Source organism: Rathayibacter sp. PhB151 (assembly GCF_004366415.1).
Lineage (GTDB): Bacteria > Actinomycetota > Actinomycetes > Actinomycetales > Microbacteriaceae > Rathayibacter > Rathayibacter festucae.
This window is the reverse complement of record NZ_SOEN01000006.1, coordinates 1,035,673-1,058,339: the sequence shown is the minus strand read 5'-3', so window position 1 is coordinate 1,058,339 and position 22,667 is coordinate 1,035,673. Positions and strand designations below refer to the sequence as shown.

Here is a 22,667-nt window from a genome sequence, read left to right as displayed (position 1 = left end):
GTTGTGCCTCGCTCCTCCTTCGTCGTCGTTCGGCCGCGGTCGGCTTCGCGAAGGGGGAGCGTCCCGCAGAGCGTCCTGCGTCCGCGCACGTCGAATCGCTGGCACGCGATTCACCGGTTGCGCTCCACCCTTGTGCAGACGCATCGGGCTCACATGCTGGTCGAGTAGCCGCGCAGCGGCGCATCGAGACCCGCCCCGCCAGTACCCCCGCACAGAGACACGACGGAAGGCCCGAGATGACCACGCACAACGAGTGGCTGTTCCCGCGGGGTGCGCTCGCCCGCGACAGCTGGGAGTCCGTCGTCGACGCCGGCCTGCCCGGCTGGCGGCACACGGGCCTCCGCGTCGCGGACCTGGGCCCCGGCGACGAGCTCGCGCTCCCCGCGGCGGGCGTCGAGCGCCTCGTCGTCCCGCTCTCCGGCTCCTTCACCGTCCGGCACGAGGCCGGCGGCCCCGCCGAGACCACCGTCCTGGCGGGCCGGGCCTCGGTCTTCGACGGCCCCAGCGACGTGCTCTACCTCTCGACGCTCTCCTCCGCGACGGTGTCGGGGGAGGGTCGCGTCGCGATCGCGGAGGCGCCCGCCGCGACCGCGCACCCGAGCCGCTACGTCCCGCGCGCCGAGGTCCCCGTCGAGCTGCGCGGCGCCGGCCGCTCCAGCCGGCAGGTGCACAACTTCGGCACCCCGAGCGCACTCGAGGCCGACCGCTTCATCGTCTGCGAGGTGATCACTCCGGCCGAGAACTGGTCGAGCTACCCCGCGCACAAGCACGACGAGGACGTCCCCGGGCACGAGTCGCGGCTCGAGGAGATCTACTACTTCGAGACCGCCGTCAGCCGCGGCGTCGAGGCGCCCGCGGGCGCCGAGCCGTTCGGGATGTTCAGCACCTCGACCTCGCCCGCCGGCGAGATCGCGATCGACGCGACCGTGCGCACCGGCGACATCGCCCTCGTCCCGTTCGGCTACCACGGCCCCGCCGTCGCGGCGCCGGGCTACGACCTCTACTACCTCAACGTGATGGCCGGCCCGGGCGAGGAGCGCGCCTGGCTGATCAGCGACCACCCGGCGCACGGCTGGATCCGCAGCACCTGGGACGACCAGGCCATCGACCCCCGACTCCCGTACACGCCCGACAGCACACCCAGCACCACCGGAGGACAGCACTGATGGCCGACAAGACCCAGCGGATGACCGTGAGCCAGGCGCTCGTCGAGTTCCTCGCCCGGCAGTGGACCGTGGACGGCGACCACCGCGAGCGCACGATCCCGGGGATGTTCGGCATCTTCGGGCACGGCAACGTCGCCGGGATCGGCCAGGCGCTCGCGCAGTCGAACGCCCTCGACCCGACCCTGATGCCGTACCACCAGGCCCGCAACGAGCAGGCGATGGTGCACCAGGCCGTCGGCTACGCCCGCATGCACCGCCGGCTCGGCACCTACGCCAGCGCCGCCTCCGTCGGCCCGGGCGCCGCCAACATGCTCACCGGTGCCGCCCTCGCGACCGCGAACCGGCTCCCGGCGCTGCTGCTGCCCAGCGACACCTTCGCGACCCGCGTCGCGGACCCCGTCCTGCAGCAGCTCGAGCTGCCGCACGACATCGGCATCACCGTGAACGACGCCTTCCGGCCGCTCTCGCGCTTCTTCGACCGCGTGCAGCGGCCCGAGCAGCTCTACTCGATCGCCCTCGCCGCGCTGCGCGTGCTGACCGACCCGGCCGAGACCGGCGCGGTCACCATCGCCCTGCCCGAGGACGTCCAGGCCGAGGTGCTCGACGTCCCCGTCGCCTTCCTCGAGGAGCGCGAGTGGCACCTGCGCCGTCCGGTCCCGGAGCGCGGACCGCTCGAGCGCGCGGTCGCGGCGATCGCCGCCGCCCGGAACCCGATCGTCGTCGCCGGCGGCGGCGTGATCTACTCCGGCGCCGAGGAGGCGCTGCGCGCGTTCGCCGAGGCCACCGGCGTCCCCGTCGCCACCACCCAGGCCGGCGGCGGCGCCCTCGCCTGGGACCACCCGCAGTACCTCGGCGGGATCGGCGCCACCGGCTCCACCGCCGCGAACCGCCTCGCGGCCGACGCCGACGTCGTCATCGGCATCGGCACGCGCTACAGCGACTTCACCACCGCGAGCCGCACCGTCTTCCAGAACGACGGCGTCGTGTTCGTGAACGTCAACGTCGCCGCGTTCGACGCCTACAAGCACGGCAGCCGGCTGCCGATCATCGCCGACGCCCGCGAGACGCTGGAGGCGCTGCGCGAGCAGCTGAGCCGGTTCCACGTCTCCGAGGAGTACGCCGAGCGCCTCCGCCGCGAGAAGGCGGAGTGGGACGCCGCGGTCGACGCCGCGTTCGCCCCCTCCGGGCTCGCGCTGCCCGGCCAGGCCGAGATCATCGGCGCGGTGCAGTCCGCGACCGACCCCGAGGACGTGATCGTGCAGGCGGCCGGCTCGCTGCCCGGCGACCTGCACAAGCTGTGGCGGGTGCGCGACAGCCTCGGCTACCACGTCGAGTACGCCTTCTCCTGCATGGGTTACGAGATCGCCGGCGGCCTCGGCGTCAAGCGCGGGGCGGAGGCGTCGGGGTCGGACCGCGACGTCGTCGTGATGGTCGGCGACGGCTCCTACCTGATGCTGCACACCGAGCTGGTGACCGCGGTGGCCGAGGGACTGAAGATCATCGTGGTGCTGATCCAGAACCACGGCTACGCCTCGATCGGGCACCTCTCCGAGACCGTCGGCTCCGATCGCTTCGGCACGCAGTACCGCGGGCTCGACGAGAGCGTCATCCCCGTCGACCTCGCCGCGAACGCGCGCAGCTACGGCGTCGACGTGATCGAGGTCGCGCCGAGCGGGTCCTCGATCGACGACCTGCGCGCCGCGATGGCCGCCGCGAAGGCGTCCGACCGCACGACCCTCATCCACATCAACAGCGACCCGCTGCTCTACGCGCCGAGCGGCGAGGGCTGGTGGGACGTGCCCGTCGCCGAGGTGTCCGAGCTGCCGAGCACGCGGCGGGCGTTCGAGGAGTACACGCGGCAGCGGGCGGCGCAGAAGCCGTTGCTGGGCTGAGCGCCGGCGGGAAAGCGCTGCACTAATGTCAGGACATTTGCACAGAATCCGCCTAGAATGAGCACCACCGCCACCGGCGCCGATGCGCCCCATCCCCTGGAGAAGACCATGAGCGCCACCGTGACCGCCGACGCAGCGACCGCCCCGTACGAGCCGCTGCGGGCCGGCGCCGCGACGGCGACCAGCCTCTGGAACGACTCCGCGGACCTCGAGGAGCTCGGCCGGTCGATCGCGTTCGGCGCGGTCGGCGCGACCTGCAACCCGGTGATCGCGCTCACCACGATCGAGAAGCACCTCGACGTGTGGGGCCCGCGGATCGCGGCGCTCGCCGAACAGCACCCCACCGCGGGCGAGAGCGAGCTCGGCTGGCTGGCCATCGAGCAGATGTCGATCGAGGCGGCCGAGCTGCTGCTGCCCGCGTTCCGCGCGAGCGGCGGACGGGACGGGCGCCTCTCGGTGCAGACCGACCCGCGGCTGCACCGCGACGCCGACGCGCTCGTCGCGCAGGCCGTGCACTTCTCGGAGCTGGCCGAGAACATCATCGTGAAGATCCCCGCGACCGCGATCGGCATCCGCGCGATCGAGGAGGCGACCTACCGCGGCGTCAGCATCAACGCGACCGTGTCGTTCACGGTCGCGCAGGCCGTGGCCGTCGCCGAGGCGATCGAGCGCGGCTTCGACCGCCGCGAGGCCGAGGGGCTGCCGGACCACGAGTTCGGCTCCGTCGTCACCATCATGGGCGGGCGCCTCGACGACTGGATCAAGGCGTCGGTGGCGGCCGACCGCCGCCTCGTGCAGCCCGGACACCTGGACTGGGCGGGTGTCGCGGCGCTCAAGGAGGCGTACCGGATCTTCCGGAAGCGCGGCTACCGCTCGCGCATCCTCTCCGCCGCGTTCCGCAACCACCTGCAGTGGTCGGAGCTGGTGGGCGGCGACCTCGTCGTCTCGCCGCCGTTCGAGTGGCAGCTGCTGATCCACGAGAACCGCATCGAGGTCGACCCGGCGCAGATCGACGTCCCGGTCCCCGCCGAGATCCTGTCCGCGCTGCTCGAGCTCCCCGAGTTCCGCCGCGCCTACTTCGAGGACGGCATGACCGTCGACGAGTTCGGCTCGTTCGGCGCCACCCGCCGCACCCTCCGCCAATTCCTCGACGCCGACGCCCGTCTCGACGCCCTCGTCCGCGAGATCCTCCTCCCGACGATCTAGCCCGAGCGTGCCGATGCGCGCCTTCATGCTGATCGAGTAGCCCGCGGAGCGGGCGTATCGAGATCCACCACCGTCTGCACCTGAGTCTGCAGACCCGCCCTGCTGGTGACGGCGGGTCTCGATACGCCCCTGGCGGGGCTACTCGACCACCATGAAAGGCCGTCCGTCAGCGCGCCAGGTACGCGCGCCAGCCGCCGAAGGCGGTGATGTCGTCCGCGCCGGCGAGGGCGATCGGCTCGACGAGGAAGCCGCTGACGAGCGAGCCGTCGGCGAGCGACACCGAGCCGATGGCCATCGGCTGGGGGAGCGCCGCGACGAAGGAGCCGAACGCGGCCTCCGTCAGCCGGTACACCTCGACCTCGAGCGCCGCGCCGCCCTCGGCGACCCGCACGACGCCGGGCTTCGGCGGCACGGTCGACAGCGCGTAGAGCCGGTAGTCGGCGCTCGTGGTCGTCGCCTCGACGAACTCCGCGTCGCGATCCGCGAGCTGGTGGTGCAGCGGCTGGTCGCGCAGGTGCGCGCCGGCGACGGCGAGGAGGGCGGTGGTCGCGGTAGCGGTGCTCATGAGCGGCTCCAGACGAGATCGGCGAGCTGGTGGTCGGAGAAGGCGGGGCCGATCAGCTGCACGCCGAACGGCAGTCCGTCGACGACCCCCGCGGGGTAGGCGACGGCCGCCAGATCGAGCAGGTTCGCGAAGTTGGTGAAGCGCCCGAGCCGCGAGTTGACGCCGATCGGGTCGGCGGCGACGGCCGCGAGCGTCGGGTGCTCGGTCGTCGTCGGCAGCAGCAGCGCGTCGATCCGCTCGAACACGGCGTCCGAGGCGACCCGCGCGCGGTCGAGCCGCTCCTGGTCCTGGAAGAGCTTCCAGGCCGGCAGCTCCCGCGACCGCGAGACGATGCCGCCGACCACCGGATCCACCTCGTCCGGGTGCGCGTCGACGAACGCGCCGACCGCCGCGTAGCGCTCGGCCACGAAGGCGCCGTCGTAGAGCATCCGCGCGGTTTCGAGGAACACCTCGATGTCGAGCTCGACCAGCGTCGCGCCCGCCTCGGCCCAGCGGGCGACCTCGGCGTCGAACGCCTCGGCCCAGCCGTCAGCCAGCTCGCCGAGCTGCCCGGGCCGCGGGACGCCGATCCGCGCCGTCGAGGCGAACGGCTCGGCGACTCCGCTGCGGCTGAGCGGATCGCGCGAGTCCGGCCCGGCCATGACGTCGAGCGCGCGCCGGGCGATCGCCGGATCCGCCGCCATCACCGTCACCACGTCCAGGCTCCGGCAGGCCGGCACCACGCCGGCGGCGCTGACCCAGCCCTTGGTCGGCTTCAGCCCGACCAGCCCGTGGAACGCGGCCGGCACCCGGCCGGAGCCCGCGGTGTCCGTCCCGAGCGCGAAGTCGGCGCCGCCGAGCGCCACCGCGACCGCGGAGCCGGAGGACGAGCCGCCCGAGATCCGCGACGGGTCCACCGCGTGCCGCACCGCGCCGTACGGCGAGCGGGTGCCGACGAGGCCCGTCGCGAACTGGTCGAGGTTGGCCGAGCCGAGCACCACGGCCCCGGCCGCCCGCAGCCGCGCCACGACGGTCGCGTCCTCGGCTGGCGCGTACGCGAACGCCGGGCAGGCCGCTGTCGTCTCCAGCCCGGCGACGTCGATGTTGCCCTTCACCGCGAACAGCAGCCCGGCGAGCGGGAGCGCCGGATCGACGGCGGCCAGCTCGGCCGCCACCTCGGCCTCGGGCCGCAGGGCGACGAACGCCTCGGGCCGGGCGGCGAGCCGCCGGTAGCGCTCGGCGACGTGCGCCGCGGGGTCCTGAAGCGCGGGGTCGTCCATCATGCTGCGTCCTCTTCCTCGGCCTGCTCGGCCCTCGTCTCCAGCACCACGAGCACCGTGCCCGCGGCCACGTGCGCCCCGACCTCGGCGACCACGGCGACCACGCGCCCGGCCGCCGGGGCCGTCACGGGCGCCTCCATCTTCATCGCCTCGAGGGCGACCAGCGTCTGCCCGGCCGCGACCGTCTCGCCGACGGCCACGTCGATGCGGAACACCGTCGCCACGAACGGCGCCTCGACGCCCTCGCAGCCGTCCGGGATCTCCACGGCCGAGGACGCGGGCGGCGCGGGCACCGCCTCCACGCGGTCGAACTCGCCGGACGCCTCCCAGGCGGCGCGCTCGGCGCCGAACGCCCCGGCCTGCACCGCGCGGAAGTCCGCGATCGACTCCGCGTTCTCCGCGAGGAACTCCTGGTACTCGGCGAGCCCGAACTCGCCCTCCTCGATCCGCAGCGGCAGCCGCCCCGCGGCCATCTCGGAGCGCAGCTCGAGCAGCTCGTCCGGCTCCACCGGATACCAGCGGATGCGGTCGAAGAAGCGCAGCAGCCACGGCACGCCGGTCTCGAACGCTCCGGCCTGGTGGTGCGTCGACCAGATCGGCACCGTGCGGCCGACGAACTGGTAGCCGCCCGGCCCCTCCATCCCGTAGATGCAGAGGTAGGCGCCGCCGATGCCGACGGCGTTCTGCGGGGTCCAGGTGCGCGCCGGGTTGTACTTGGTGGTCACCAGCCGGTGCCGCGGGTCGAGCGGAGTCGCGACCGGCGCGCCGAGGTAGACGTCGCCGAGCCCGAGCACCAGGTACTCCGCCTCGAACACCGTGCGGTAGACCTCGTCGACGCTGTCCAGGCCGTTGATCCGGCGGATGAACTCGATGTTCCACGGGCACCAGGGCGCGTCGTCGCGGACGCCCGCCATGTAGCGGCGGATCGCCTCGCGCGTCGACGGGTCGTCCCAGGCCAGCGGCAGGTGCACGGTGCGGCTCGGCACGCGCAAGTCGGCGGTCGCGGGCAGCAGCGCCTCGGCCGCGAGCACCGCCTCGGCGACCGCGTCGGTCGAGGTGGTCCGCGGGTCGAAGTGCACCTGCAGCGAGCGGATGCCCGGGGTCAGCTCGATCACGCCCGGCAGCGCCGCCTTCTCCAGTGTCTCGGCGATCGCGTGCACGCGCATCCGCGAGGCGAGGTCCAGAGTCATCTCGCCGATCTCGACGAGCAGGTTCGCGTCGCCGCTGCGGCGCAGCACCAGCGACGGATCGCCGTCGTGCGCGGGCCGGCGGTGCAGCACGCCCTGGTCGTCGACCGCCGTGCGGCCGGCCGCGGGCTCGTCGAGCGGAGCGTCGAGCAGCCCGGTCGCCTGCGCCGCGGTGACCGGCACGAAGCGCACGGTGTCGCCGGGGCGGAGCTGCCCGAGCCGCCAGAGGTGGCCGGTCGCGACGCTCGCCGGGCAGGTGAAGCCGCCGAGACTCGGGCCGTCGGGTCCGAGCAGGATCGGCAGGTCGCCGGTGTAGTCGACGGCGCCGACCGCGTACGGGGTGTCGTGGATGTTGGAGGGGTGCAGCCCGGCCTCGCCGCCGTCCTCGCGCGCCCAGTGCGGCTTCGGGCCGAGCAGGCGGACGCCGGTGCGCGCCGAGTTGAAGTGCACCTCCCAGTCGGTGGCGTAGAAGACCGCCATGTCGTCCTCGGTGAAGAACTCCGGAGCGGCGTGCGGTCCCTCGAGCGCGGCGAGCGTCCAGGCGTGCGGGAACGCGGGGCGCTCCGCCGCCGGTACGACCGCCACGGTGTTCGGGACGCTCGGCGTCCGCAGCCCGAGCACGTCGCCCGGGGCGAGCGCGCGCCCCGCGTGCCCGCCGATCGCGCCGAGGTCGAAGGTGCTGGCCGAGCCGAGCACGAGGGGGATGTCGAACCCACCCTCGACCAGCAGGTACAGCCGCATGCCGCTCTCGGCCGTGCCGATCGCGAGCACGCCGCCGGCCGGCACCGCGACCGGCTCCCACGGCGCGATCGGCGCGCCGTCGAGCGTCGCCGGCGCGGGTGCCCCGGTCAGCACCACGCGGGTGGCGGTGTGGAAGCGGAGGGTCGGCCCGCTCATCGTGATCTCGAGTCCCGGCGCGTCCTCGGGGTTGCCGAGCGCGGTGTTGCCGAGGCGGAACGACAGCGGATCCATCGGCCCCGACGGCGGCACGCCGACCGGCCAGTAGCCCAGGCGCCCGGTCGCGTCCTGCACGGTGGTCAGCATCCCGCCCTTCAGCACCTCGACCCGCGGGCTCGCGTCGCGCAGGTCGTCGAGGGTCGCGGTGGAGTGCCCGGCCGCGAGCACCGAGGGCTCGGCGGCGATGGCCCGCAGCAGTCCGACGTTGGTCGCGATGCCGTCGACGTGGGTGGCGGCGAGCGCCCGTCCGAGCGCGGCCCAGGCCTCCTCGCGGGTCGCGCCGCTCACGATGACCTTCGCGAGCAGCGGGTCGTAGGAGGTGGACACCTCGCTTCCGGGGCGGATCCAGCCGTCGACGCGGACGTCGTCGGGGAACTGCAGCCCGGTGATGGTGCCCGAGCTCGGCGCGTTGCCGAGGTCCGGGTTCTCCGCGTAGACCCGCGCCTCGACGGCCGCGCCGCTCGGCTCCGGGACCGAGTCGAGGAAGCCGGTCTCGCCCTGCGCGAGCCGCAGCATCCACTCGACCAGGTCGATGCCGTAGCGCGACTCCGTCACCGGGTGCTCGACCTGGAGGCGGGTGTTCACCTCGAGGAACGCCGCCTCCTGCCGGACCGGGTCGTAGATGTACTCGACCGTGCCCGCGCTGCGGTAGCCGGCCTCGGCGCAGAGCCGGCGCGACGCCTCCGCGATGCGCTCGCGCACGGCGTCCGGCAGATCCGGGGCGGGGCTCTCCTCGACCACCTTCTGGTTGCGGCGCTGGAGCGAGCAGTCGCGGTCGCCGAGCGAGACGACGCGGCCGGCGCCGTCGCCGAAGACCTGCACCTCGACGTGCCGGGCGCGCTCGACCAGCCGCTCGAGGAACACGCCGGCGGAGGAGAAGCCGGCCTCGGCCAGGCGCCGCACCTCGCGCCAGGCGGCGCGCAGCTCGGCCTCGTCGCGGCAGGCGCGCATGCCGATGCCGCCGCCGCCCGCCGTCGCCTTGAGCATCACCGGGTAGCCGATCCGGGCGGCCTCGCGGGCCGCGTGGTCGGCGTCGTCGAGCAGCCCGGTGCCGGCCAGCAGCGGCACGCCCGCGCGCTCGGCGGCGTCGCGCGCGGTGTGCTTGGCGCCGAACACCTCCAGCTGCTCGGGAGTGGGGCCGACGAAGACGATGCCGGCCGCCGCGCAGGCGCGCGCGAACTCGGCGTTCTCGCTGAGGAAGCCGTAGCCCGGGTGGATCGCGCCGGCGCCGGTCTGCGCGGCGGCCGCGAGGATCCGATCGATCCGCAGGTAGCTGTCGGCCGCGGGCGCCGGGCCGAGCCGCACCGCCTCGTCGGCGAGCGCGACGTGCGCGGCGCCGAGATCGGCGTCGGAGTAAACCGCGACCGTGCGCAGGCCCATCGCCTTCGCGGTGCGGAGGATGCGGACCGCGATCTCGCCGCGGTTGGCGACGAGGAGGGTGTCGAAGGTCATGCGGTGCCCGTTCCCGCGTTCTCGCCGCTGTGCACGATCATCTCGGCGCGAGACGGGTCGAAGCCGTTGCACGGGTTGTTGATCTGCGGGCAGTTCGAGACGACGACGAGGGTGTCCCGCTCGGCCCGCAGCACGACGCTGAGGCCGGGGGAGGAGATGCCGTCGACGATCCCGAGCGCGCCGTCCGGGTCCACCGGCACGTTCATGAACCAGTTCACGTTCGAGACCTGGTCGCGCTTGCCCATCCCGTGCCGGGAGAGCTCGGCGACGAAGTTCTCCGCACAGGCGTGCTGCGCCGTGGTGTGGAAGCCGTAGCGGAGCGCGTTGCTCTCCTTCGAGCAGGCGCCGCCGAGGGTGTCGTGGCGCTCGACGTCGGTCGCCACGACGGTGAGCAGCGGGCGGTGCTCGGCGTCGCGGAGCACCGAGCCGGTGACCAGGTACACCGTCTCCTGCGCCTGCAGGGTCGCGGCGGCGGAGTAGGCGGTGCGGTCCTCCGCGTCGTAGGCGAGGAAGTCGACGGCCTGGTTGCCGTCGACGTCGACGATGGTCAGGTGCTCGCCGCGCTTCAGGAGGCGCGACCAGGGGGCGCGGGCGGCGACGGTCTCGCGGTGGGTCTCGGTGCCGTAGCTGCTCGTGCTCGTGCTCGTGTCGGTGCTCATGCGATGCCCCTCGCGCTCAGGTACTCGTCGGTCTGCAGGAAGGCGCGGCGGCCCTCCGGAGTGGCGGCGCGCTCGTCGGCGCTCGCCGGCTCGCCCGCCCAGGCGTGCACGTCGACCGCGCCGACCGTGAACTCCGGCCGCGGGTCGAGCGGATGCGCGGTGTTCGCCAGCAGGACGATCGCCGGCATCTCCAGCCGCAGCGTCACCGAGCGGCCGGGCCCGGCGCCGCCGAGCCACTCCGGACTGCCGTCCTCGCGGATCCGCACCCCCTGGAAGTACGAGACGCTCGGCGGCAGATCGCGCCGCCCCAGCCCGTGCTTGGCCGCGCCGAGCAGCAGCAGCTCGCGCCCGGCCGGCGACGGGCCCTGCGGCGAGCCGTCGCCGTAGCGCTCGACGTTCCGCGCCAGCGCGGTCGTGCCGTAGATCGTGTCGTGGCGGCCCGAGTCGTCGGCGACGACGCTCGCGAGCACGCGCCCCTGGTCGCTGAGCAGCAGCTGGCCGGCGCCGGCGTAGACCTGCCACTGCACCTTGACGGTGTCCGCGACGTTCAGCCGCTCGTGCGGCTCCAGCGCGTTGTAGACCAGGAGCGAGACGCAGGCGTCGCCGGTGACGTCGGTCAGGCGGAGGCGCGTGCCGCGGGCGAGGACGCGGTGGCCGTAGCCGCCGCCCTCGATCCGCTCGGACCAGTGCAGATCCGCCGGGGCGACGCCCTCCGGCGCGTCGGGGCGTGTGCTCGCCGCCGCCGCCTCCTGGGCGCGGGCGTGCTCGCGCGCACCCGCCGTGGTCGAGGTGCCTGATGTCGTCATACTGCGCCTGCTCCGTCTGCTGGTCCGGTCGCTGCCGGGGTTTCTATCGCTCGACAGGAAGTCAACCGCGCCCCCGTGTCGCCGCTGTGACCCCGACGTTGCGATCGTGTTTCGGCGCCCGCTCGCGCCCGCCCGCACCGCCGCCCGCGCCCGCCCCACGCCGTCGCCACCCGCCCACTCCTCAAAAGTTGCGGTAGTCGCGCCCCACTACCGCAACTTTTGGAGAATCGGCGCGGGTCGGGAGCGCTGCTACGGTCGAGCGCATGTCGAGCGCACCCCCCGGACGGCCGCGCGCCTCCGGGGCGTCGCTCACCGGGCTGGGCACGCGAGCCGACATCCTCGCGGCGAGCGCGGCGCTCTTCTGCACGGAGGGGTTCGGCGGCACCAGCACGCACGCCATCGCCGCGGCGGCCGGCATCCGCCAGGCGTCGCTCTACCACCACTTCGGCGGCAAGCACGCGGTGCTCCTCGAGCTGCTGCTCGGCACGGTGCAGCCCTCGCTCGACGCCGCCGCGGTGCTCCTCACCCGCGACGAGCCGCCGGCCGCGCGCCTCTGGGCGCTCTGCGTCTCCGACGCCCGCCTGCTCGCGGCCGGCGAGCACAACGTCGGCGCGCTCTACCTGCTGCCCGAGCTCGGCGACGAGCGCTTCGCCGTGTTCCGCGAGCGCCGCTCCGAGCTGGAGACGGCGTACCGCACCCTCGTCGCGGCCTGCGGCGCCGCCGACCCCGCGACCGGAGCCTCCCTCGTGCTCGCCCTCGTCGAGAACGTCATCCTCCAGCGCCGCCGGCAGCCCGCCGAGCCCGGCCCCTCCGCGGAGGCGGTCGCCCTCGCCGCCCTCCGCGTCCTCGACCTCCCGCGCCCCGCCGTCGCCGAAGCGCTCGCCGCGGGCCCGGCCCTGCTCGCCCACCTGCGCTGACGCCCCGCCCGCCGCACGCCCCGAGCCCCCGCCCATCCTCCAGAAGTTGCGGTACTCGGCGTCGACTACCGCAACTTTCGAGGTGTGGCCGAGGTCGACGCGCGCCGGAGTTAACAGGATCGACCCACGCCCGAAAAGAACCGCGACCGAGCGCGCGGCAGGATCCGTGTCTATCAACCGATAGAAACACCCCGCCGCACCACCCAGCAGCTCGGAGCACGCATGATCATCCTCGGAGTGGGGATCACCGTCGTGGTGATCCTCGCCGTCGGCATCGCGGTCGCCCGCAAGATCGACGGCGACAGCGCCAACTACCTCGTCGCCGGGCGCCGCCTCGGCATCCCGCTCGTCGCCGTCAGCCTCACGGCCGCCGCGGTCGACTCGAACGCCACCGTCGGCAACACCGACCTCACCTCGCAGTTCGGCTTCTGGGCGGGTGCCTCGCTCGCGATCGGCCTGGCGATCTGCCTCCTGATCACGGGTCTCTTCCTCGCCAAGCCGATGAACGCGATGAAGCTCTTCACCCTCGCCGACTTCTTCCGGATGCGCTACGACCGCACCACCGAGGTCGTCGCCTCGGTGATCATGGTCTTCTCCTTCACGATCCTGCTGGCCGGCAACCTGGTCGCCTGCGGCTTCCTCCTCGAGCGCTTCGCCGGCATCCCGTACGCCTGGGGCGTCGTCCTCTCGGTCGCGCTGGTGCTCAGCTACACGATCGCCGGCGGCCTCTTCTCCGACGCGTACACCGCAGCCATCCAGACCGTGATCACGGTCGTCGCGGCGGTCTCGCTGCTGGTCTGGGTCGCGCTCGCCTACGGCATCGTCATCCCCGAGGGCATGGGGCCGTTCGACTTCGAGCAGCTCACCGACCCGGCGATGGGCGCCCCCGTCAACTGGGCCACCCTCGTCGCCCTCGGCATCGGCGACCTCGTCGCGATCGACTTCATGCAGCGGATCTTCGGCGCCAAGTCGCCCGAGGTCGCCCGCCGCGCCTGCTACGCCGCCGCCGTCGGCACCGCGGCGATCGGCTCGATCTTCGCGATCGTCGCCCTCAGCGCGACCGCCGTCCTGGGCCTCTCGGCCGCCGACGGCCCGGTGCTGTTCACGCTGCTCGACGACTACGCGCCGCCGGTCATCGCGATCCTGGTGCTCTCCGGAGTCGTCGCCGCGTCGTTCTCGACCGCGTCCGGCGCCATTCTCGCCACCTCGGCGATCGTCGTCCGCAACGTGCTCTCGGTCCGCCGCCACTCCGGCAGCGGACCGGACCCGCTGCTGCGCTGGACCCGCGTCGCCATGGTGCCGATCGTGATCCTCGGCTCGTTCCTCGCGATCCGGGTCAGCCAGACCGGCATCCTGCTGACGCTCGCGTTCGACATCATGCTCGCCTGCCTCGCCGCGCCGTTCCTGCTCGGCGTCTTCTGGAAGCGCCCCGGAGTCGTCGCCGCGCTCACCGCCGCGGGCGTCGGCCTGGTCGTCCGCCTGGTCTTCCTGGCGCTCACCCCGACGCTCTACGGCGTGCCGAACGACATCCTCTACGTCCCGAACGACCTGATCGGCGCCGGCTTCGACGGCTACGCCACCCTCGTCGCCGCCGCGATCGGCTTCGGCACCTTCATCGTGGTCGGCCTCCTGGCCCCGCGCACCCCGCGCGAGCTCGCCGGCGAGCGCTCGGTCCGCACCGAGCTCGACCGCGAGCAGCAGGGAGCCCTGGAGCCCGCAGGAGTCTGACCCCCGCCGCGAGTCCGCCTCCCGCCGCGAGTCTGGGTTCTGCCGCGAGTCTGCCTCCCTCCGCGAGATGCCACTTGTGAGCGCTTTCCACGGCGTGTCGCGCTCATAAGTGGCATCTCGCGGGGAGGGGGTCACGGGAGGGGGAGCAGGACCGTCGGGGCGGGGGCGGCCTCGCGGCCCTCGAAGGCGACGGGCTGGCAGACCATCAGGTAGTCGCCGGGCTCGACCTGCGCGAGGTCCGCGTTCTCGAGGATCACGACGCCGGCGCCGCAGAGGATCACGTGCGTCGGCCACTCCTCGGTGTGCGCGGGCGCCTCCATCGTCATGTAGTCCAGGCCCGCGAAGAGCACGCCGTGCTCGACCAGCCAGCGCGCACCGCTCGGCGCCAGCCCGACCCAGGTCTTCGACTTCACCGCGCGGGTCAGCGCGTCGGTCGAGTTGCGCGTGCGGAACAGCACGCGCACGGCCCCCTCGGCACCGGCCGCGACGAGGTCCTCGTCCGTGATCTCCTCCGCGACGTGCCGCAGATCGAGCACCCGCACCGGTCCGACCACGCTCTCCAGCGCGATCTCGTCGACGGTCGCGCCGCCCGGCACGAAGTGCGACGGCGCGTCGACGTGCGTGCCGGTGTGCGCGCCGATCAGCCAGCGCGAGACGTCGGAGGGGTACCCGTCGACGATCTGCTCGACCATCTCGTAGGTCGGCCGACGGCCCCAGTGGAGCATCTCGGTGGTGATCGGGATGTTGATCGGGATGGCGCCGGTCATGCGAGCCCTCGTCTCGTGCGGAAGGATGGTCGTGGATTCATTCACAACTATATTGGATCCAATCCGAAGAGCTGCAGGAGGTTCCCGTGATCGCCGACGACTGGCCGACCGGCCTTCCGCTCGGCCGCCCCCGCCGCCTCGTCCCGCTCGTACTCGGCCACGAGCCGATCGCGGAGTCGATCTCGCTCCGCGGCGGCGACCCGGCGCGCTTCCTGCTCGAGCCGGTCACCGGCGCCGCGATCGACCTCGGCGACTCCTGGATCCTGATCGACGGCGGATTCCACCTCGACCGCGTCCGCGACCCCGCCCAGCGCGCCGCGCACTACGACTACGAGAGCTACACCGCCGTCGTCCCGCCGGGCGACGCGCTCGCCGAGCAGGTCGCGGCGGCCGGCCTGCGCTGGGAGGACCTCGCCCTCGTCGCCCTCTCGCACCTGCACCTCGACCACACCGGCGGGCTGCGCCTCGCTCCGGCCGGCACCCCGGTCGCCCTGCAGCGGCGCGAGTGGGAGTGGCTCGGCGAGGGCCTCGGCCGCCGCGAGACCGTCGTCCCGGCCGACCTTCTCGACGCCGACGTCCGGGTGGTGCTCCTCGACGGCGAGACCGAGCTGGCCCCCGGCGTCACCGCGCTCGACACCCGCGGGCACACCCCCGGCCACCAGTCGTTCCGGATCGACCTCGCCGACCGCTCGATCGTGCTCGCCTGCGACGCGGCGGACCTCCGCCGCAACCTCGACGAGCGCACCGCCTGCGGATGGACGGCGCGTTCTGGCGACGCCGAGGCGGCCCAGCGCTCGATCGAGCGCCTCGCCGACCTCGCGGCGGAGCCCGGCGTCGAGGTCTGGCCCGGTCACGACCCCGGCTGGCCCGCCTGGCGGCGCTGATCCTCGCGTCTCCCGCGCATCCGGTGCACAAAGAAGGCTGGATGCTCCGAATCCGGCGGTTTCGCTCCGATTCGGGGCGTTCAGCCTTGCTTGTGTACGCCCGCGACCCCGGTCAGCCCGCCCGGCGGGGTTTCCTCGAGGTTCGCTGAGACGCCCTTGCGATGACGCTCCCGCCGTTGTAAATACTTGTGTGTCACCGGCGAAAAGCCCGGTGGCGAGGCATTTCAGAACACGTGAGGAGACCATCATGCTTCTGCAGCAGGACCCGTTCCGCGACCTCGACCGCTTCAGCCGGCAGGTCTTCGGCACGGCCGCCCGACCGACCGTGATGCCCCTGGACGCCTGGCGCGAGGGCGACGACTTCGTCGTCGAGCTCGACCTGCCCGGCGTCCGGCCCGAGCGGATCGACATCGATGTCGAGAGGAACGTGCTGACCGTGCGCGCCGAGCGCACCGGCCACCTCCCCGAGGGCGCCGACCCCGTCGCCGCCGAGCGGCAGTGGGGCGTCTTCAGCCGCCAGCTCGTCCTCGGCGACTCCCTCGACACCGAGAGCGTGCACGCCGACTACACGGCGGGCGTGCTGACGCTGCGCATCCCGATCGCCGCGAAGGCGAAGCCGCGCCGGATCAGCCTCGCGTCGAGCGACGTGGGAGCGACCGACGTGACGGTGACCGACGAGGGGTCGGCCGACGCGGTGGCGAGCCCCGACCCCGGCGCGCAGCGCACGATCGACGCCTGATCCGCGTCACTCCGCGGCGCGGCCCGAGTCCTCGATCAGGCGGACCTTCACGTTCACGGCGAGCGGGCCCGTCACCGACGGCTCGGCGTCGAGCAGGCGCCGCAGCTCCTCGCCGACCGCGCGCAGGGTCTCGGGCGCGGGCAGCGCCGCGGTCGCCGCGATGTGCGCGCTCACCGTGGTGAAGCCGTCCGAGCGGTCGATGTCGACCAGCACGTCCGGCTGCCGCAGGGCGAGCTTCACGGCCAGCGCATCGGCGGCCGCCTCGAGGATCGGCTGGGCCGGATAGACGCCGGTGACCCCCTCGGAGTCGCGGATCGCCGCGGTGAGGCGCTGCGAGAGCGCGGTGTCGTCGTTGGCGGGGTCGTCGCGGGCCGTGTCGTCCCGGGCGCTGTCGTCGAGAGCGCTGTCGTCGGTCCCGGTGCTGTCGGTCCCGGTGCTGTCGGTCGCAGTGCTGTCGGTCACGGCTGGTCCTCCCTGCTCGGGTACACGTCGTCCACGGTCACGTCGATCGCACCGACGACGAGCTCGGTGTGCCGCTCGAGGGCGTAGCGGATCCGCTCGCGCAGGCGGTCCGCGACCGTCGCGACGGGGATCCCGAACTCGAGCGCGAAGGTGACGTCGACCCGGATCACCGCGCCCGGGGTCCCGACGTCGCCGTCGAGGGTGCAGCGGCCCATGATGACGCCGCCCATGGTGTCGCCCGCGCGCCGGATCATCCCGCGCACGGCCGCCTCGGTGAGGGCGAGCCGCAGCGTCGGGTCGGGGTGGCGGATCGGCACGTCGCGCCCGGAGCGCACCTCGGACCGGATCGCGTCGAGCAGCCCGGCGATCCAGACCTCGTCGCGGTCCGGCTCCTCGTCGGCGCGGCGGCGCAGCGCGCTCGCCGACAGCTCGTTCAGGCGGGTGAGGTTCGCGAGCGCCAGGCGGCAGGCCGCGGAGCCCTCGATGGAGGGATCGACCGGGGTGCGCCCGCGGTCGAGGTACTCGCCGAGCTCCTCCAGCGTGTGGCCGTCGAGGTCGTCGTCGGGCGCGGCGTTCTCGGGCACGGCGTCGACCGGCACGGCGTTGTCGTCCGGCTCGGCGGTGGGCATGTCGTCGGTGGTCATCGCCATGCCTCCAGTTCGTGGAGCAGGAAGCGGCGGGCTCGGGCGAGCAGGCCGCGGACCGTCGAGACGGGGAGTTCGAGAGCGTCGGCGATCTCCTGGTAGCTGTAGCCGGCGGTCTCGCGGAGCAGCCAACAGCGTCGCTGATCGGGAGGCAATCGGTCCAGTGCCTCCCAGACGGCGTCCAGCTGGAGCCGCGCCTCGACGATCCGCTCGGGCGAGCTCTCGGCGGGCGCCGGCGGGTCCCAGTCGTCGATGTCGTCGTGGCGGCGCCGGACGCGGATCCGGTCGATCGCCTTGTGCGAGACGATCCGCATCAGCCAGTTGCGGATGTGCGCGGGGCTGTCGAGGTCGCCGAGGCGGCGCCAGCCGGTGAGGAACGCCTCCTGCACCACGTCGTCCGACTCCGCCTCGGAGCCGAGCAGCTTCGCGGCGTACACCCGCATCAGCGCGCCGTGGCGCCGGGCCAGCTGCTCGAACGCGGCGATGTCGCCGTCGACGGCCCGGGCGGCCAGCGTCGCATCCGAGGCGCGCAGCAGCGGGTCGTCGGGCGCCTTCGGGTCGGCGGCCTGCGCGTCGGAGGCACGCGGATCGTCGTCATGCGGATCGTCGTCGCGCGGGTCGTCGGGCTGCGCCGTCTCCACGATCGCCACCTCCCGCCGGTCCGCCGTCGATCCGCGCCTGCGCGCGCTCTCGGCGGTCTCTGCTCCGAATGCCTACCAGCCTCCACCGTCCCGGCCGAATCCGCTGGCCGGATTGCGAGCACGCCCCGGATCCGTGACGTTTCCGGCCGTCGACCCGTCTGTATCTGTAGAGAGCCGAGGCCCACCCCCGTCCGCCCCTGATCTCCCAGACCCCGAGAGAAGCCCGACCATGCACGCCTCCCCTGCACCGATGGAGCACACCCCCGTTCCCGCCCAGGCCTCGCGCACCCCGGCCCGCGACACCCAGGCCCGCGACACCCAGGCCCCCCGCACCCCGGCCCGCCCCACCCGGGCGCCGAGCGGCTCCACCTTCACGATGGGCAGCCCGTTCGCCCCGGTCAGCGACGCCTCCGCCGGTGCCGAGCGCCGCTTCGAGGCCGCCGGAGCCGACCCCGCCGAAGCGTCGGCCGTCTACGCCGAGGCCTACGGCGGCGGCTCGTTCCGCGTGGAGCCGGGCTCGCGCGGCTTCTCCTTCCGCTACGCCTACCGCGGGAGCGAGCGCGTCACCCTCCGCACCTCCGACTGCGCCGGCGCGCTGACCGGCGAGATCGCGCACCTGCGCGAGTACGTCGTCGGCTGGTTCCGCGCCGGCGGCGGCCAGCTCAACCTGCGGCCCTTCACCCGCACCGGCGCCGCGTCGGCACCGTTCCTGCTGCCCGCCGAGCGCCAGTTCGGCCTGGCCTACCAGCCGCACCGGCAGAACCTCGTGCACTTCGCGCCCGGCTTCCTCGAGGACGTGGCGACCGAGTCGCACTCCGGCCCCCGCCAGCCCGTCTCCTTCGACCACGAGGCCGACGCCGACCCCGGCGTCCTCGCCCGCTGGCGGACCGCCGTGACCGACGCGACGGCCGCGCTCGCCAGCGCCGCGATCGCGCCGCTGGTGCGCTTCACCGCCGAGCTCAACCTGGCCCGCGCGCTGCTGCTGCTCTTCCCGTGGCGCGCCTGGGACGTCCCCGCCGTGCTGCGCCGCCCCTCCGCCTCGCGCACCCGCGTCGCCCTGGACTTCCTGCAGCACCACGCGCACGAGCCGATCACCCCGGCCGACGCCGCCCGCGCCGCCGGCCTGCACACCCGCACCCTGCAGCAGGCCACCCAGCGCCACCTCGGCGTCTCGCCGTCGGTCTACCTCCGCGACGTCCGCCTCGACCGCGCCCACCACGACCTCGTCGAGGGCGACCCCTGCTCGACGACCGTCGCCGCCGTGGCCCGCGACTGGGGCTTCGGCAACCTCGGCCGCTTCGCGAGCGCCTACCAGACCCGCTTCCAGGAGCTGCCGAGCCACACGCTGCGCCACTGAGCGCGCGGCCGCCGCGCCGCGGACATCACTACCCGCCGATCATCGCGAGCGACGGCGCGCGGCCCTTCTCGATGTGGGTGAAGGCGATCGACTCGGCGAGGCGGTCGTTGCCCGCGCGGATCGCGTCGAGCAGGCCGTGGTGCTCGTCGGACTGCTGGCGCTGGTCGCGGGCGCTGGTCAGGTAGAACAGCCAGGTCATCCGGCCGGTCACGGCGCGCATCAGCGAGGAGAGGAGCGCGCTGCCGGCCACCTCGACGATCGCCTCGTGCACGACGGTCGAGGTCTCGGCGACCTCCAGCCAGTCCTCGCTGTCGAGGGCGCGGTGCTCGGCGTCGATCGCGTCGAGCAGCGGAGCGAGGGAGGCGCCGCGGGCGACGGCCTGCGCGGCGAGGCGCGCAGCGAGCGTCTCGAGGCTCAGCCGGACGTCGAAGAGCTCGACCACGTCCTCGACGCTCCACTGCGCGACGCGGGTGGAGCGACGGGGCAGCATCCGCACGAAGCCCTCGTTGGCCAGCTGCGGCACGGCCTCGCGCACCGGCAGCCGAGAGACGTGCAGCTCGGCGGCCAGTGAGGCCTCGACGAGCCGCGACCCCTGCGGGTGCTGGCCGAGGATGATCTGCCGGCGCAGCGTCCGGTAGGTCTGGCTGGCGAGCGACTCCTCGGTGCTGGCGAGTGTCATGACGGTCCTCCTCGCGACGCCGGTGCGACCATTCAACACGCTCGGCCGACCCGGTGCGCTCGCCGTCCGGAGGCGCTCAGCCGCCGGGCCAGCTGCGCTCCTTCGGCAGCGGCCGGGCGTAGCTGTCGATCCGGCTGGTGCCGAGCCGCTGGCGGACGAGGGTCTCGACGAGCGCCGCCGCCGCGGCGACCCCGTCGACGACCGGCACGGGCAGCCGCGCGCCGACGTGCTCCTCGAGTCCCGCCATGCCCGCGCAGCCGAGGCAGATCACCTCGGCGCCGCGGGCGATCGCGCGCTCGCCGGCGGCGACGAAGGCGTCGAGGGTGGCCTGCGGATCCTCCTCCAGCTCGAGCACGCCGAGCCCGGTGTCCTCGATCGCGGCGCAGTGCGCGATCAGGCCCGCGGTGGTGAGGCTGTCCTCGATCTGGCCGACCGCGCGGCGGACCGTGGTGACCACCCCGTAGCGGCGGCCGAGCAGCATCGCGAGGTGCGCGGACGCCTCCGTGATGTCGACGACGGGGACGTCGAGCAGCTCGCGCGCGCCCTCGCGGCCGTGCTCGCCGAAGCCGGCCATCACGACGCCGTCGATGCCGGCCGGCAGCCGCTCCAGGGTGTGCAGGACGGCGGCGGCGCTGAGGAAGCTGTCGTACCAGCCCTCGGCCGAGGCGACGCCCCAGCTCGGCGTGATCGCGACGATCTCGGTGCCCGGCCCGACGGCGAGCCGGGCGCGGGCGGCGGCCGTCTCGGTCATCGACTCGGTCGTGTTGCAGTTGACGACGGCGATGCGCATCAGCGGCCCGCCGCCGCGGGGACGCCGGACAGCCGGACAGCGCTGCCCGCGTCCCGCAGCCGCGCCAGGTCGATCAGCGCGGCGGCGACGGCGAGGTCCTGCGCGGCGAGGCCGACGGAGTCGAAGACGGTGATCTCGTCGTCGCGCGTGCGGCCGGGAGCGGTGCCGGCCACGACGTCGCCGAGCTCGAGCAGCCCGGCCGCGGCGTCGAGGGCGCCCTCCGCGATCGCGAGGACGAGGTCGCCGGACTTCGCCCGCGCGGTGGCCGCGCTGTCGACGACGAGCGTGCCGATCGCCATCGCCGCCGAGTCGAGCTCGCGATGCTCCGGCCGCGGACGGGCGCCCACGGCGTTCACGTGCTGGCCGGCGTGCAGCCAGGCCCCGCGCACGATCGGCTCGACCGACGGCGTCAGCGTGCAGAGCACGTCGGATCTCTCGGCGACGGCCCGCGGATCCGCGGCGCGGGTCACGGGGCGCCCCACCGCCTCCTCGAACCGGTCGAGCGTCGCGTCCGACCGCGACCAGACCACGATCTCATCCAGGTCGCGCACCGCCTGCAGCGCGCGGACGTGCGCAACGGCGAGGTTGCCGGCGCCGATCAGCCCGAGCACCCGGCTGTCCGCCCGGGCGAGGTGCCGGGTGGCGACCGCGGAGGCGGCGGCGGTGCGAGCCCGGGTGATCAGCGCTCCGTCCAGGACGGCCACGCACTCCCCGGTGAGCAGGGAGGTGACCAGGATCGTCGAGCGCTGCGTCGGCAGCCCGCGCGCCGCGTTGCCGGGCAGGTCGGCCATCAGCTTCACGGCGGCCAGGCCCAGGGCGTCGGAGCGGACCGCCATCGGCAGGATCAGCCCGTCGTCCTCGCCCGCGAGGGCCGTCGGCGCACCCTGGTGCAGCGCCCCGGAGCCGAGGTCGGCGAACACCTGCTCGACCGCGCCGAGCACGTCGACGTCGGGGAGCAGTCCGGCGATCTGCTCGGAGGCGAGGACGAGCGTCATCAGCGCGCGCCGACCGTCGTGCGGCCGGTCAGCTCGGCCAGGGAGGGGGCGCGGGTGACGAGCCCGGCCTCCGCGAGGATCCGCATCCAGCGGTCGGAGGCGGCCTCGTCGATCACGGTCGTGTCCCAGACCCCGCCGGCGGCCATCTCGTCGGCGGCCTCGTGCAGCAGCACCGGGTCGCGGTCGGGCCAGCGCGCGGCGAGCACCGCGTCGATCTCGGCGCCGGCCTGGCCCGCCGTGATCCTCTGCATCGCCGTCTCGATCGCGTCGACGAAGCGCTCGGTGCGGTCGGCGAGCTCCTCGACCCGCTCGGTGCGGGTGTAGTAGACGCTGTTGGGCATCACGCCCGCGTCGAGGTGGCGGAAGACGATCTGGCCGCCGCCGGCCGCGACGAGCTCCTTCGCCGAGAGCAGGTCGAGCACGATCGCGTCGCCGAGGCCGTCGCGGTAGAGCTCGAGCATCATCGCCGTGGACAGGTCGCGCGCCCAGCGGGTGGCGGAGACGTCGAGCCCGGCCTCGCGGATCAGGCCCGCGGTGAACTCGAACGGCGCGCTGCCGCCGGCGCCCGGGGCGAGGACGACCTTGCCGGCCAGCCAGTCGAGGCCGACCGGTCCGGAGCCGTCGCGGGCCACGATCGTCATCGGGAAGCGGTGGTTGAGCTGGCCGACGACGGTCAGCTCCCGGCTCGTCCCGGCGTACATCCCGGGGACCCAGAGCCCGCCGAGGGCGAGGTCGGCGGCGCCGGAGTCGAGGTCGTCGAGGACGCCGGTCCAGGGGTCGCAGGCGGTGGCGGTGACGGCGAGGCCGCGCTCGGCGAACAGGCCGCCGACGTCGGCGACGTACTCGGGGAGGTAGTTGAGTCCGTTGGCGGTGGCCGAGACGGTGAGGGTGTCCATGGTGCTCCTTGAGGTGCTG

The 22,667-nt window shown here is 74.0% G+C and carries 21 protein-coding genes; 8 read left to right on the top strand and 13 right to left on the bottom strand.

Annotation, left to right across the window (positions count from 1 at the left end; translation table 11 throughout):
- Positions 1-236 precede the first annotated feature (236 nt).
- From iolB to EDF35_RS05580, 3 genes are read left to right on the top strand one after another with little or no spacing between them, the layout of a single operon-like run.
- A complete protein-coding gene (iolB, locus tag EDF35_RS05590; protein ID WP_133961009.1) occupies positions 237-1,166 on the top strand; it encodes a 5-deoxy-glucuronate isomerase in 930 nt (309 codons plus the stop codon).
- Entirely contained in the window at positions 1,166-3,058 is a 1,893-nt protein-coding gene (gene iolD / locus EDF35_RS05585) for a 3D-(3,5/4)-trihydroxycyclohexane-1,2-dione acylhydrolase (decyclizing) (RefSeq protein ID WP_133961008.1), read from the top strand. The genes iolB and iolD overlap by 1 nt, the downstream gene beginning before the upstream one ends.
- Before the next feature lie 57 nt (positions 3,059-3,115).
- A complete protein-coding gene (locus tag EDF35_RS05580) occupies positions 3,116-4,264 on the top strand; it encodes a transaldolase family protein (protein WP_243839854.1) in 1,149 nt (382 codons plus the stop codon).
- 166 nt (positions 4,265-4,430) lie between these two features.
- Here the strand turns inward: EDF35_RS05580 and EDF35_RS21015 are convergent, their stop codons facing one another.
- From EDF35_RS21015 to EDF35_RS05560, 5 genes are read right to left on the bottom strand one after another with little or no spacing between them, the layout of a single operon-like run.
- On the bottom strand, positions 4,431-4,829 hold the full coding sequence (locus EDF35_RS21015) for a hypothetical protein (protein ID WP_208323013.1): 399 nt from the start codon (positions 4,827-4,829) through the stop codon (positions 4,431-4,433).
- Positions 4,826-6,091 (bottom strand): allophanate hydrolase, encoded by a 1,266-nt coding sequence (gene atzF / locus EDF35_RS05575; protein WP_208323012.1) that lies wholly within the window; start codon positions 6,089-6,091, stop codon positions 4,826-4,828. The genes EDF35_RS21015 and atzF overlap by 4 nt, the downstream gene beginning before the upstream one ends.
- Complete coding sequence (gene uca, locus EDF35_RS05570) at positions 6,088-9,684, bottom strand: urea carboxylase (protein ID WP_133961007.1); 3,597 nt, start codon at positions 9,682-9,684, stop codon at positions 6,088-6,090. The genes atzF and uca overlap by 4 nt, the downstream gene beginning before the upstream one ends.
- The gene (locus EDF35_RS05565; protein WP_133961006.1) at positions 9,681-10,343 is read right to left on the bottom strand and encodes an urea amidolyase associated protein UAAP2; all 663 of its coding nucleotides are present in this window, start codon (positions 10,341-10,343) and stop codon (positions 9,681-9,683) included. The genes uca and EDF35_RS05565 overlap by 4 nt, the downstream gene beginning before the upstream one ends.
- Positions 10,340-11,149, bottom strand: coding sequence for an urea amidolyase associated protein UAAP1 (locus tag EDF35_RS05560; protein ID WP_133961005.1), 810 nt, complete (start codon positions 11,147-11,149; stop codon positions 10,340-10,342). The genes EDF35_RS05565 and EDF35_RS05560 overlap by 4 nt, the downstream gene beginning before the upstream one ends.
- A gap of 263 nt (positions 11,150-11,412) precedes the next feature.
- Here EDF35_RS05560 and EDF35_RS05555 point away from each other — a divergent pair, with 263 nt between their 5' ends.
- Together EDF35_RS05555 and EDF35_RS05550 are read left to right on the top strand one after the other, a co-directional pair.
- Positions 11,413-12,066: a TetR/AcrR family transcriptional regulator gene (locus tag EDF35_RS05555; protein WP_133961004.1), complete on the top strand. Its 654-nt coding sequence runs from the start codon at positions 11,413-11,415 to the stop codon at positions 12,064-12,066.
- A gap of 222 nt (positions 12,067-12,288) precedes the next feature.
- Positions 12,289-13,794, top strand: coding sequence for a sodium:solute symporter family protein (locus EDF35_RS05550; RefSeq protein WP_133961003.1), 1,506 nt, complete (start codon positions 12,289-12,291; stop codon positions 13,792-13,794).
- Positions 13,795-13,925: 131 nt separating this feature from the next.
- On the opposite strand, the gene EDF35_RS05545 is transcribed toward EDF35_RS05550, so the two are convergent.
- Positions 13,926-14,561 (bottom strand): cyclase family protein, encoded by a 636-nt coding sequence (locus EDF35_RS05545; RefSeq protein ID WP_123705857.1) that lies wholly within the window; start codon positions 14,559-14,561, stop codon positions 13,926-13,928.
- An 86-nt stretch (positions 14,562-14,647) separates the two neighbouring features.
- On the opposite strand from EDF35_RS05545, the gene EDF35_RS05540 reads away from it, so the two are divergent.
- Both EDF35_RS05540 and EDF35_RS05535 read left to right on the top strand, forming a co-directional pair.
- Positions 14,648-15,445, top strand: coding sequence for an N-acyl homoserine lactonase family protein (locus EDF35_RS05540; protein ID WP_166674015.1), 798 nt, complete (start codon positions 14,648-14,650; stop codon positions 15,443-15,445).
- A 247-nt stretch (positions 15,446-15,692) separates the two neighbouring features.
- A complete protein-coding gene (locus EDF35_RS05535; protein ID WP_123731648.1) occupies positions 15,693-16,184 on the top strand; it encodes an Hsp20/alpha crystallin family protein in 492 nt (163 codons plus the stop codon).
- Positions 16,185-16,190: 6 nt separating this feature from the next.
- Here the strand turns inward: EDF35_RS05535 and EDF35_RS05530 are convergent, their stop codons facing one another.
- Genes EDF35_RS05530 through EDF35_RS05520 form a run of 3 tightly spaced genes read right to left on the bottom strand, consistent with a single transcriptional unit; the run spans position 16,191 to position 17,931 of the window.
- A complete protein-coding gene (locus EDF35_RS05530) occupies positions 16,191-16,646 on the bottom strand; it encodes a hypothetical protein (RefSeq protein ID WP_123705854.1) in 456 nt (151 codons plus the stop codon).
- Positions 16,643-17,290 (bottom strand): Asp23/Gls24 family envelope stress response protein, encoded by a 648-nt coding sequence (locus tag EDF35_RS05525; protein ID WP_133961001.1) that lies wholly within the window; start codon positions 17,288-17,290, stop codon positions 16,643-16,645. The genes EDF35_RS05530 and EDF35_RS05525 overlap by 4 nt, the downstream gene beginning before the upstream one ends.
- Positions 17,287-17,931: an RNA polymerase sigma factor gene (locus tag EDF35_RS05520; protein ID WP_347876891.1), complete on the bottom strand. Its 645-nt coding sequence runs from the start codon at positions 17,929-17,931 to the stop codon at positions 17,287-17,289. The genes EDF35_RS05525 and EDF35_RS05520 overlap by 4 nt, the downstream gene beginning before the upstream one ends.
- Before the next feature lie 250 nt (positions 17,932-18,181).
- Here EDF35_RS05520 and EDF35_RS05515 point away from each other — a divergent pair, with 250 nt between their 5' ends.
- Positions 18,182-19,288 (top strand): helix-turn-helix domain-containing protein, encoded by a 1,107-nt coding sequence (locus tag EDF35_RS05515; protein WP_133961000.1) that lies wholly within the window; start codon positions 18,182-18,184, stop codon positions 19,286-19,288.
- Positions 19,289-19,316: 28 nt separating this feature from the next.
- On the opposite strand, the gene EDF35_RS05510 is transcribed toward EDF35_RS05515, so the two are convergent.
- From EDF35_RS05510 to EDF35_RS05495, 4 genes are all read right to left on the bottom strand, one after another.
- Complete coding sequence (locus EDF35_RS05510) at positions 19,317-19,967, bottom strand: GntR family transcriptional regulator (RefSeq protein ID WP_133960999.1); 651 nt, start codon at positions 19,965-19,967, stop codon at positions 19,317-19,319.
- Between the two features lie 76 nt (positions 19,968-20,043).
- The gene (locus EDF35_RS05505; RefSeq protein WP_104226500.1) at positions 20,044-20,757 is read right to left on the bottom strand and encodes an aspartate/glutamate racemase family protein; all 714 of its coding nucleotides are present in this window, start codon (positions 20,755-20,757) and stop codon (positions 20,044-20,046) included.
- Positions 20,757-21,752, bottom strand: coding sequence for an ornithine cyclodeaminase family protein (locus EDF35_RS05500; protein WP_133960998.1), 996 nt, complete (start codon positions 21,750-21,752; stop codon positions 20,757-20,759). The genes EDF35_RS05505 and EDF35_RS05500 overlap by 1 nt, the downstream gene beginning before the upstream one ends.
- On the bottom strand, positions 21,752-22,648 hold the full coding sequence (locus EDF35_RS05495; RefSeq protein WP_133960997.1) for an ABC transporter substrate-binding protein: 897 nt from the start codon (positions 22,646-22,648) through the stop codon (positions 21,752-21,754). Before EDF35_RS05495 ends, EDF35_RS05500 begins: the two co-directional genes overlap by 1 nt.
- Positions 22,649-22,667: the final 19 nt, after the last annotated feature.

Excerpts from the sequence above, each read along its gene's own strand:
- iolB (WP_133961009.1), top strand. The coding sequence starts at position 237 with ATGACCACGCACAACGAGTGGCTGTTCCCGCGGGGTGCGCTCGCCCGC.
- iolD (WP_133961008.1), top strand. The coding sequence starts at position 1,166 with ATGGCCGACAAGACCCAGCGGATGACCGTGAGCCAGGCGCTCGTCGAG.
- EDF35_RS05580 (WP_243839854.1), top strand. The coding sequence starts at position 3,116 with ATGAGCACCACCGCCACCGGCGCCGATGCGCCCCATCCCCTGGAGAAG.
- EDF35_RS21015 (WP_208323013.1), bottom strand. The coding sequence starts at position 4,829 with ATGAGCACCGCTACCGCGACCACCGCCCTCCTCGCCGTCGCCGGCGCG.
- atzF (WP_208323012.1), bottom strand. The coding sequence starts at position 6,091 with ATGATGGACGACCCCGCGCTTCAGGACCCCGCGGCGCACGTCGCCGAG.
- uca (WP_133961007.1), bottom strand. The coding sequence starts at position 9,684 with ATGACCTTCGACACCCTCCTCGTCGCCAACCGCGGCGAGATCGCGGTC.
- EDF35_RS05565 (WP_133961006.1), bottom strand. The coding sequence starts at position 10,343 with ATGAGCACCGACACGAGCACGAGCACGAGCAGCTACGGCACCGAGACC.
- EDF35_RS05560 (WP_133961005.1), bottom strand. The coding sequence starts at position 11,149 with ATGACGACATCAGGCACCTCGACCACGGCGGGTGCGCGCGAGCACGCC.
- EDF35_RS05555 (WP_133961004.1), top strand. The coding sequence starts at position 11,413 with ATGTCGAGCGCACCCCCCGGACGGCCGCGCGCCTCCGGGGCGTCGCTC.
- EDF35_RS05550 (WP_133961003.1), top strand. The coding sequence starts at position 12,289 with ATGATCATCCTCGGAGTGGGGATCACCGTCGTGGTGATCCTCGCCGTC.
- EDF35_RS05545 (WP_123705857.1), bottom strand. The coding sequence starts at position 14,561 with ATGACCGGCGCCATCCCGATCAACATCCCGATCACCACCGAGATGCTC.
- EDF35_RS05535 (WP_123731648.1), top strand. The coding sequence starts at position 15,693 with ATGCTTCTGCAGCAGGACCCGTTCCGCGACCTCGACCGCTTCAGCCGG.
- EDF35_RS05525 (WP_133961001.1), bottom strand. The coding sequence starts at position 17,290 with ATGACCACCGACGACATGCCCACCGCCGAGCCGGACGACAACGCCGTG.
- EDF35_RS05515 (WP_133961000.1), top strand. The coding sequence starts at position 18,182 with ATGGAGCACACCCCCGTTCCCGCCCAGGCCTCGCGCACCCCGGCCCGC.
- EDF35_RS05510 (WP_133960999.1), bottom strand. The coding sequence starts at position 19,967 with ATGACACTCGCCAGCACCGAGGAGTCGCTCGCCAGCCAGACCTACCGG.
- EDF35_RS05505 (WP_104226500.1), bottom strand. The coding sequence starts at position 20,757 with ATGCGCATCGCCGTCGTCAACTGCAACACGACCGAGTCGATGACCGAG.
- EDF35_RS05500 (WP_133960998.1), bottom strand. The coding sequence starts at position 21,752 with ATGACGCTCGTCCTCGCCTCCGAGCAGATCGCCGGACTGCTCCCCGAC.
- EDF35_RS05495 (WP_133960997.1), bottom strand. The coding sequence starts at position 22,648 with ATGGACACCCTCACCGTCTCGGCCACCGCCAACGGACTCAACTACCTC.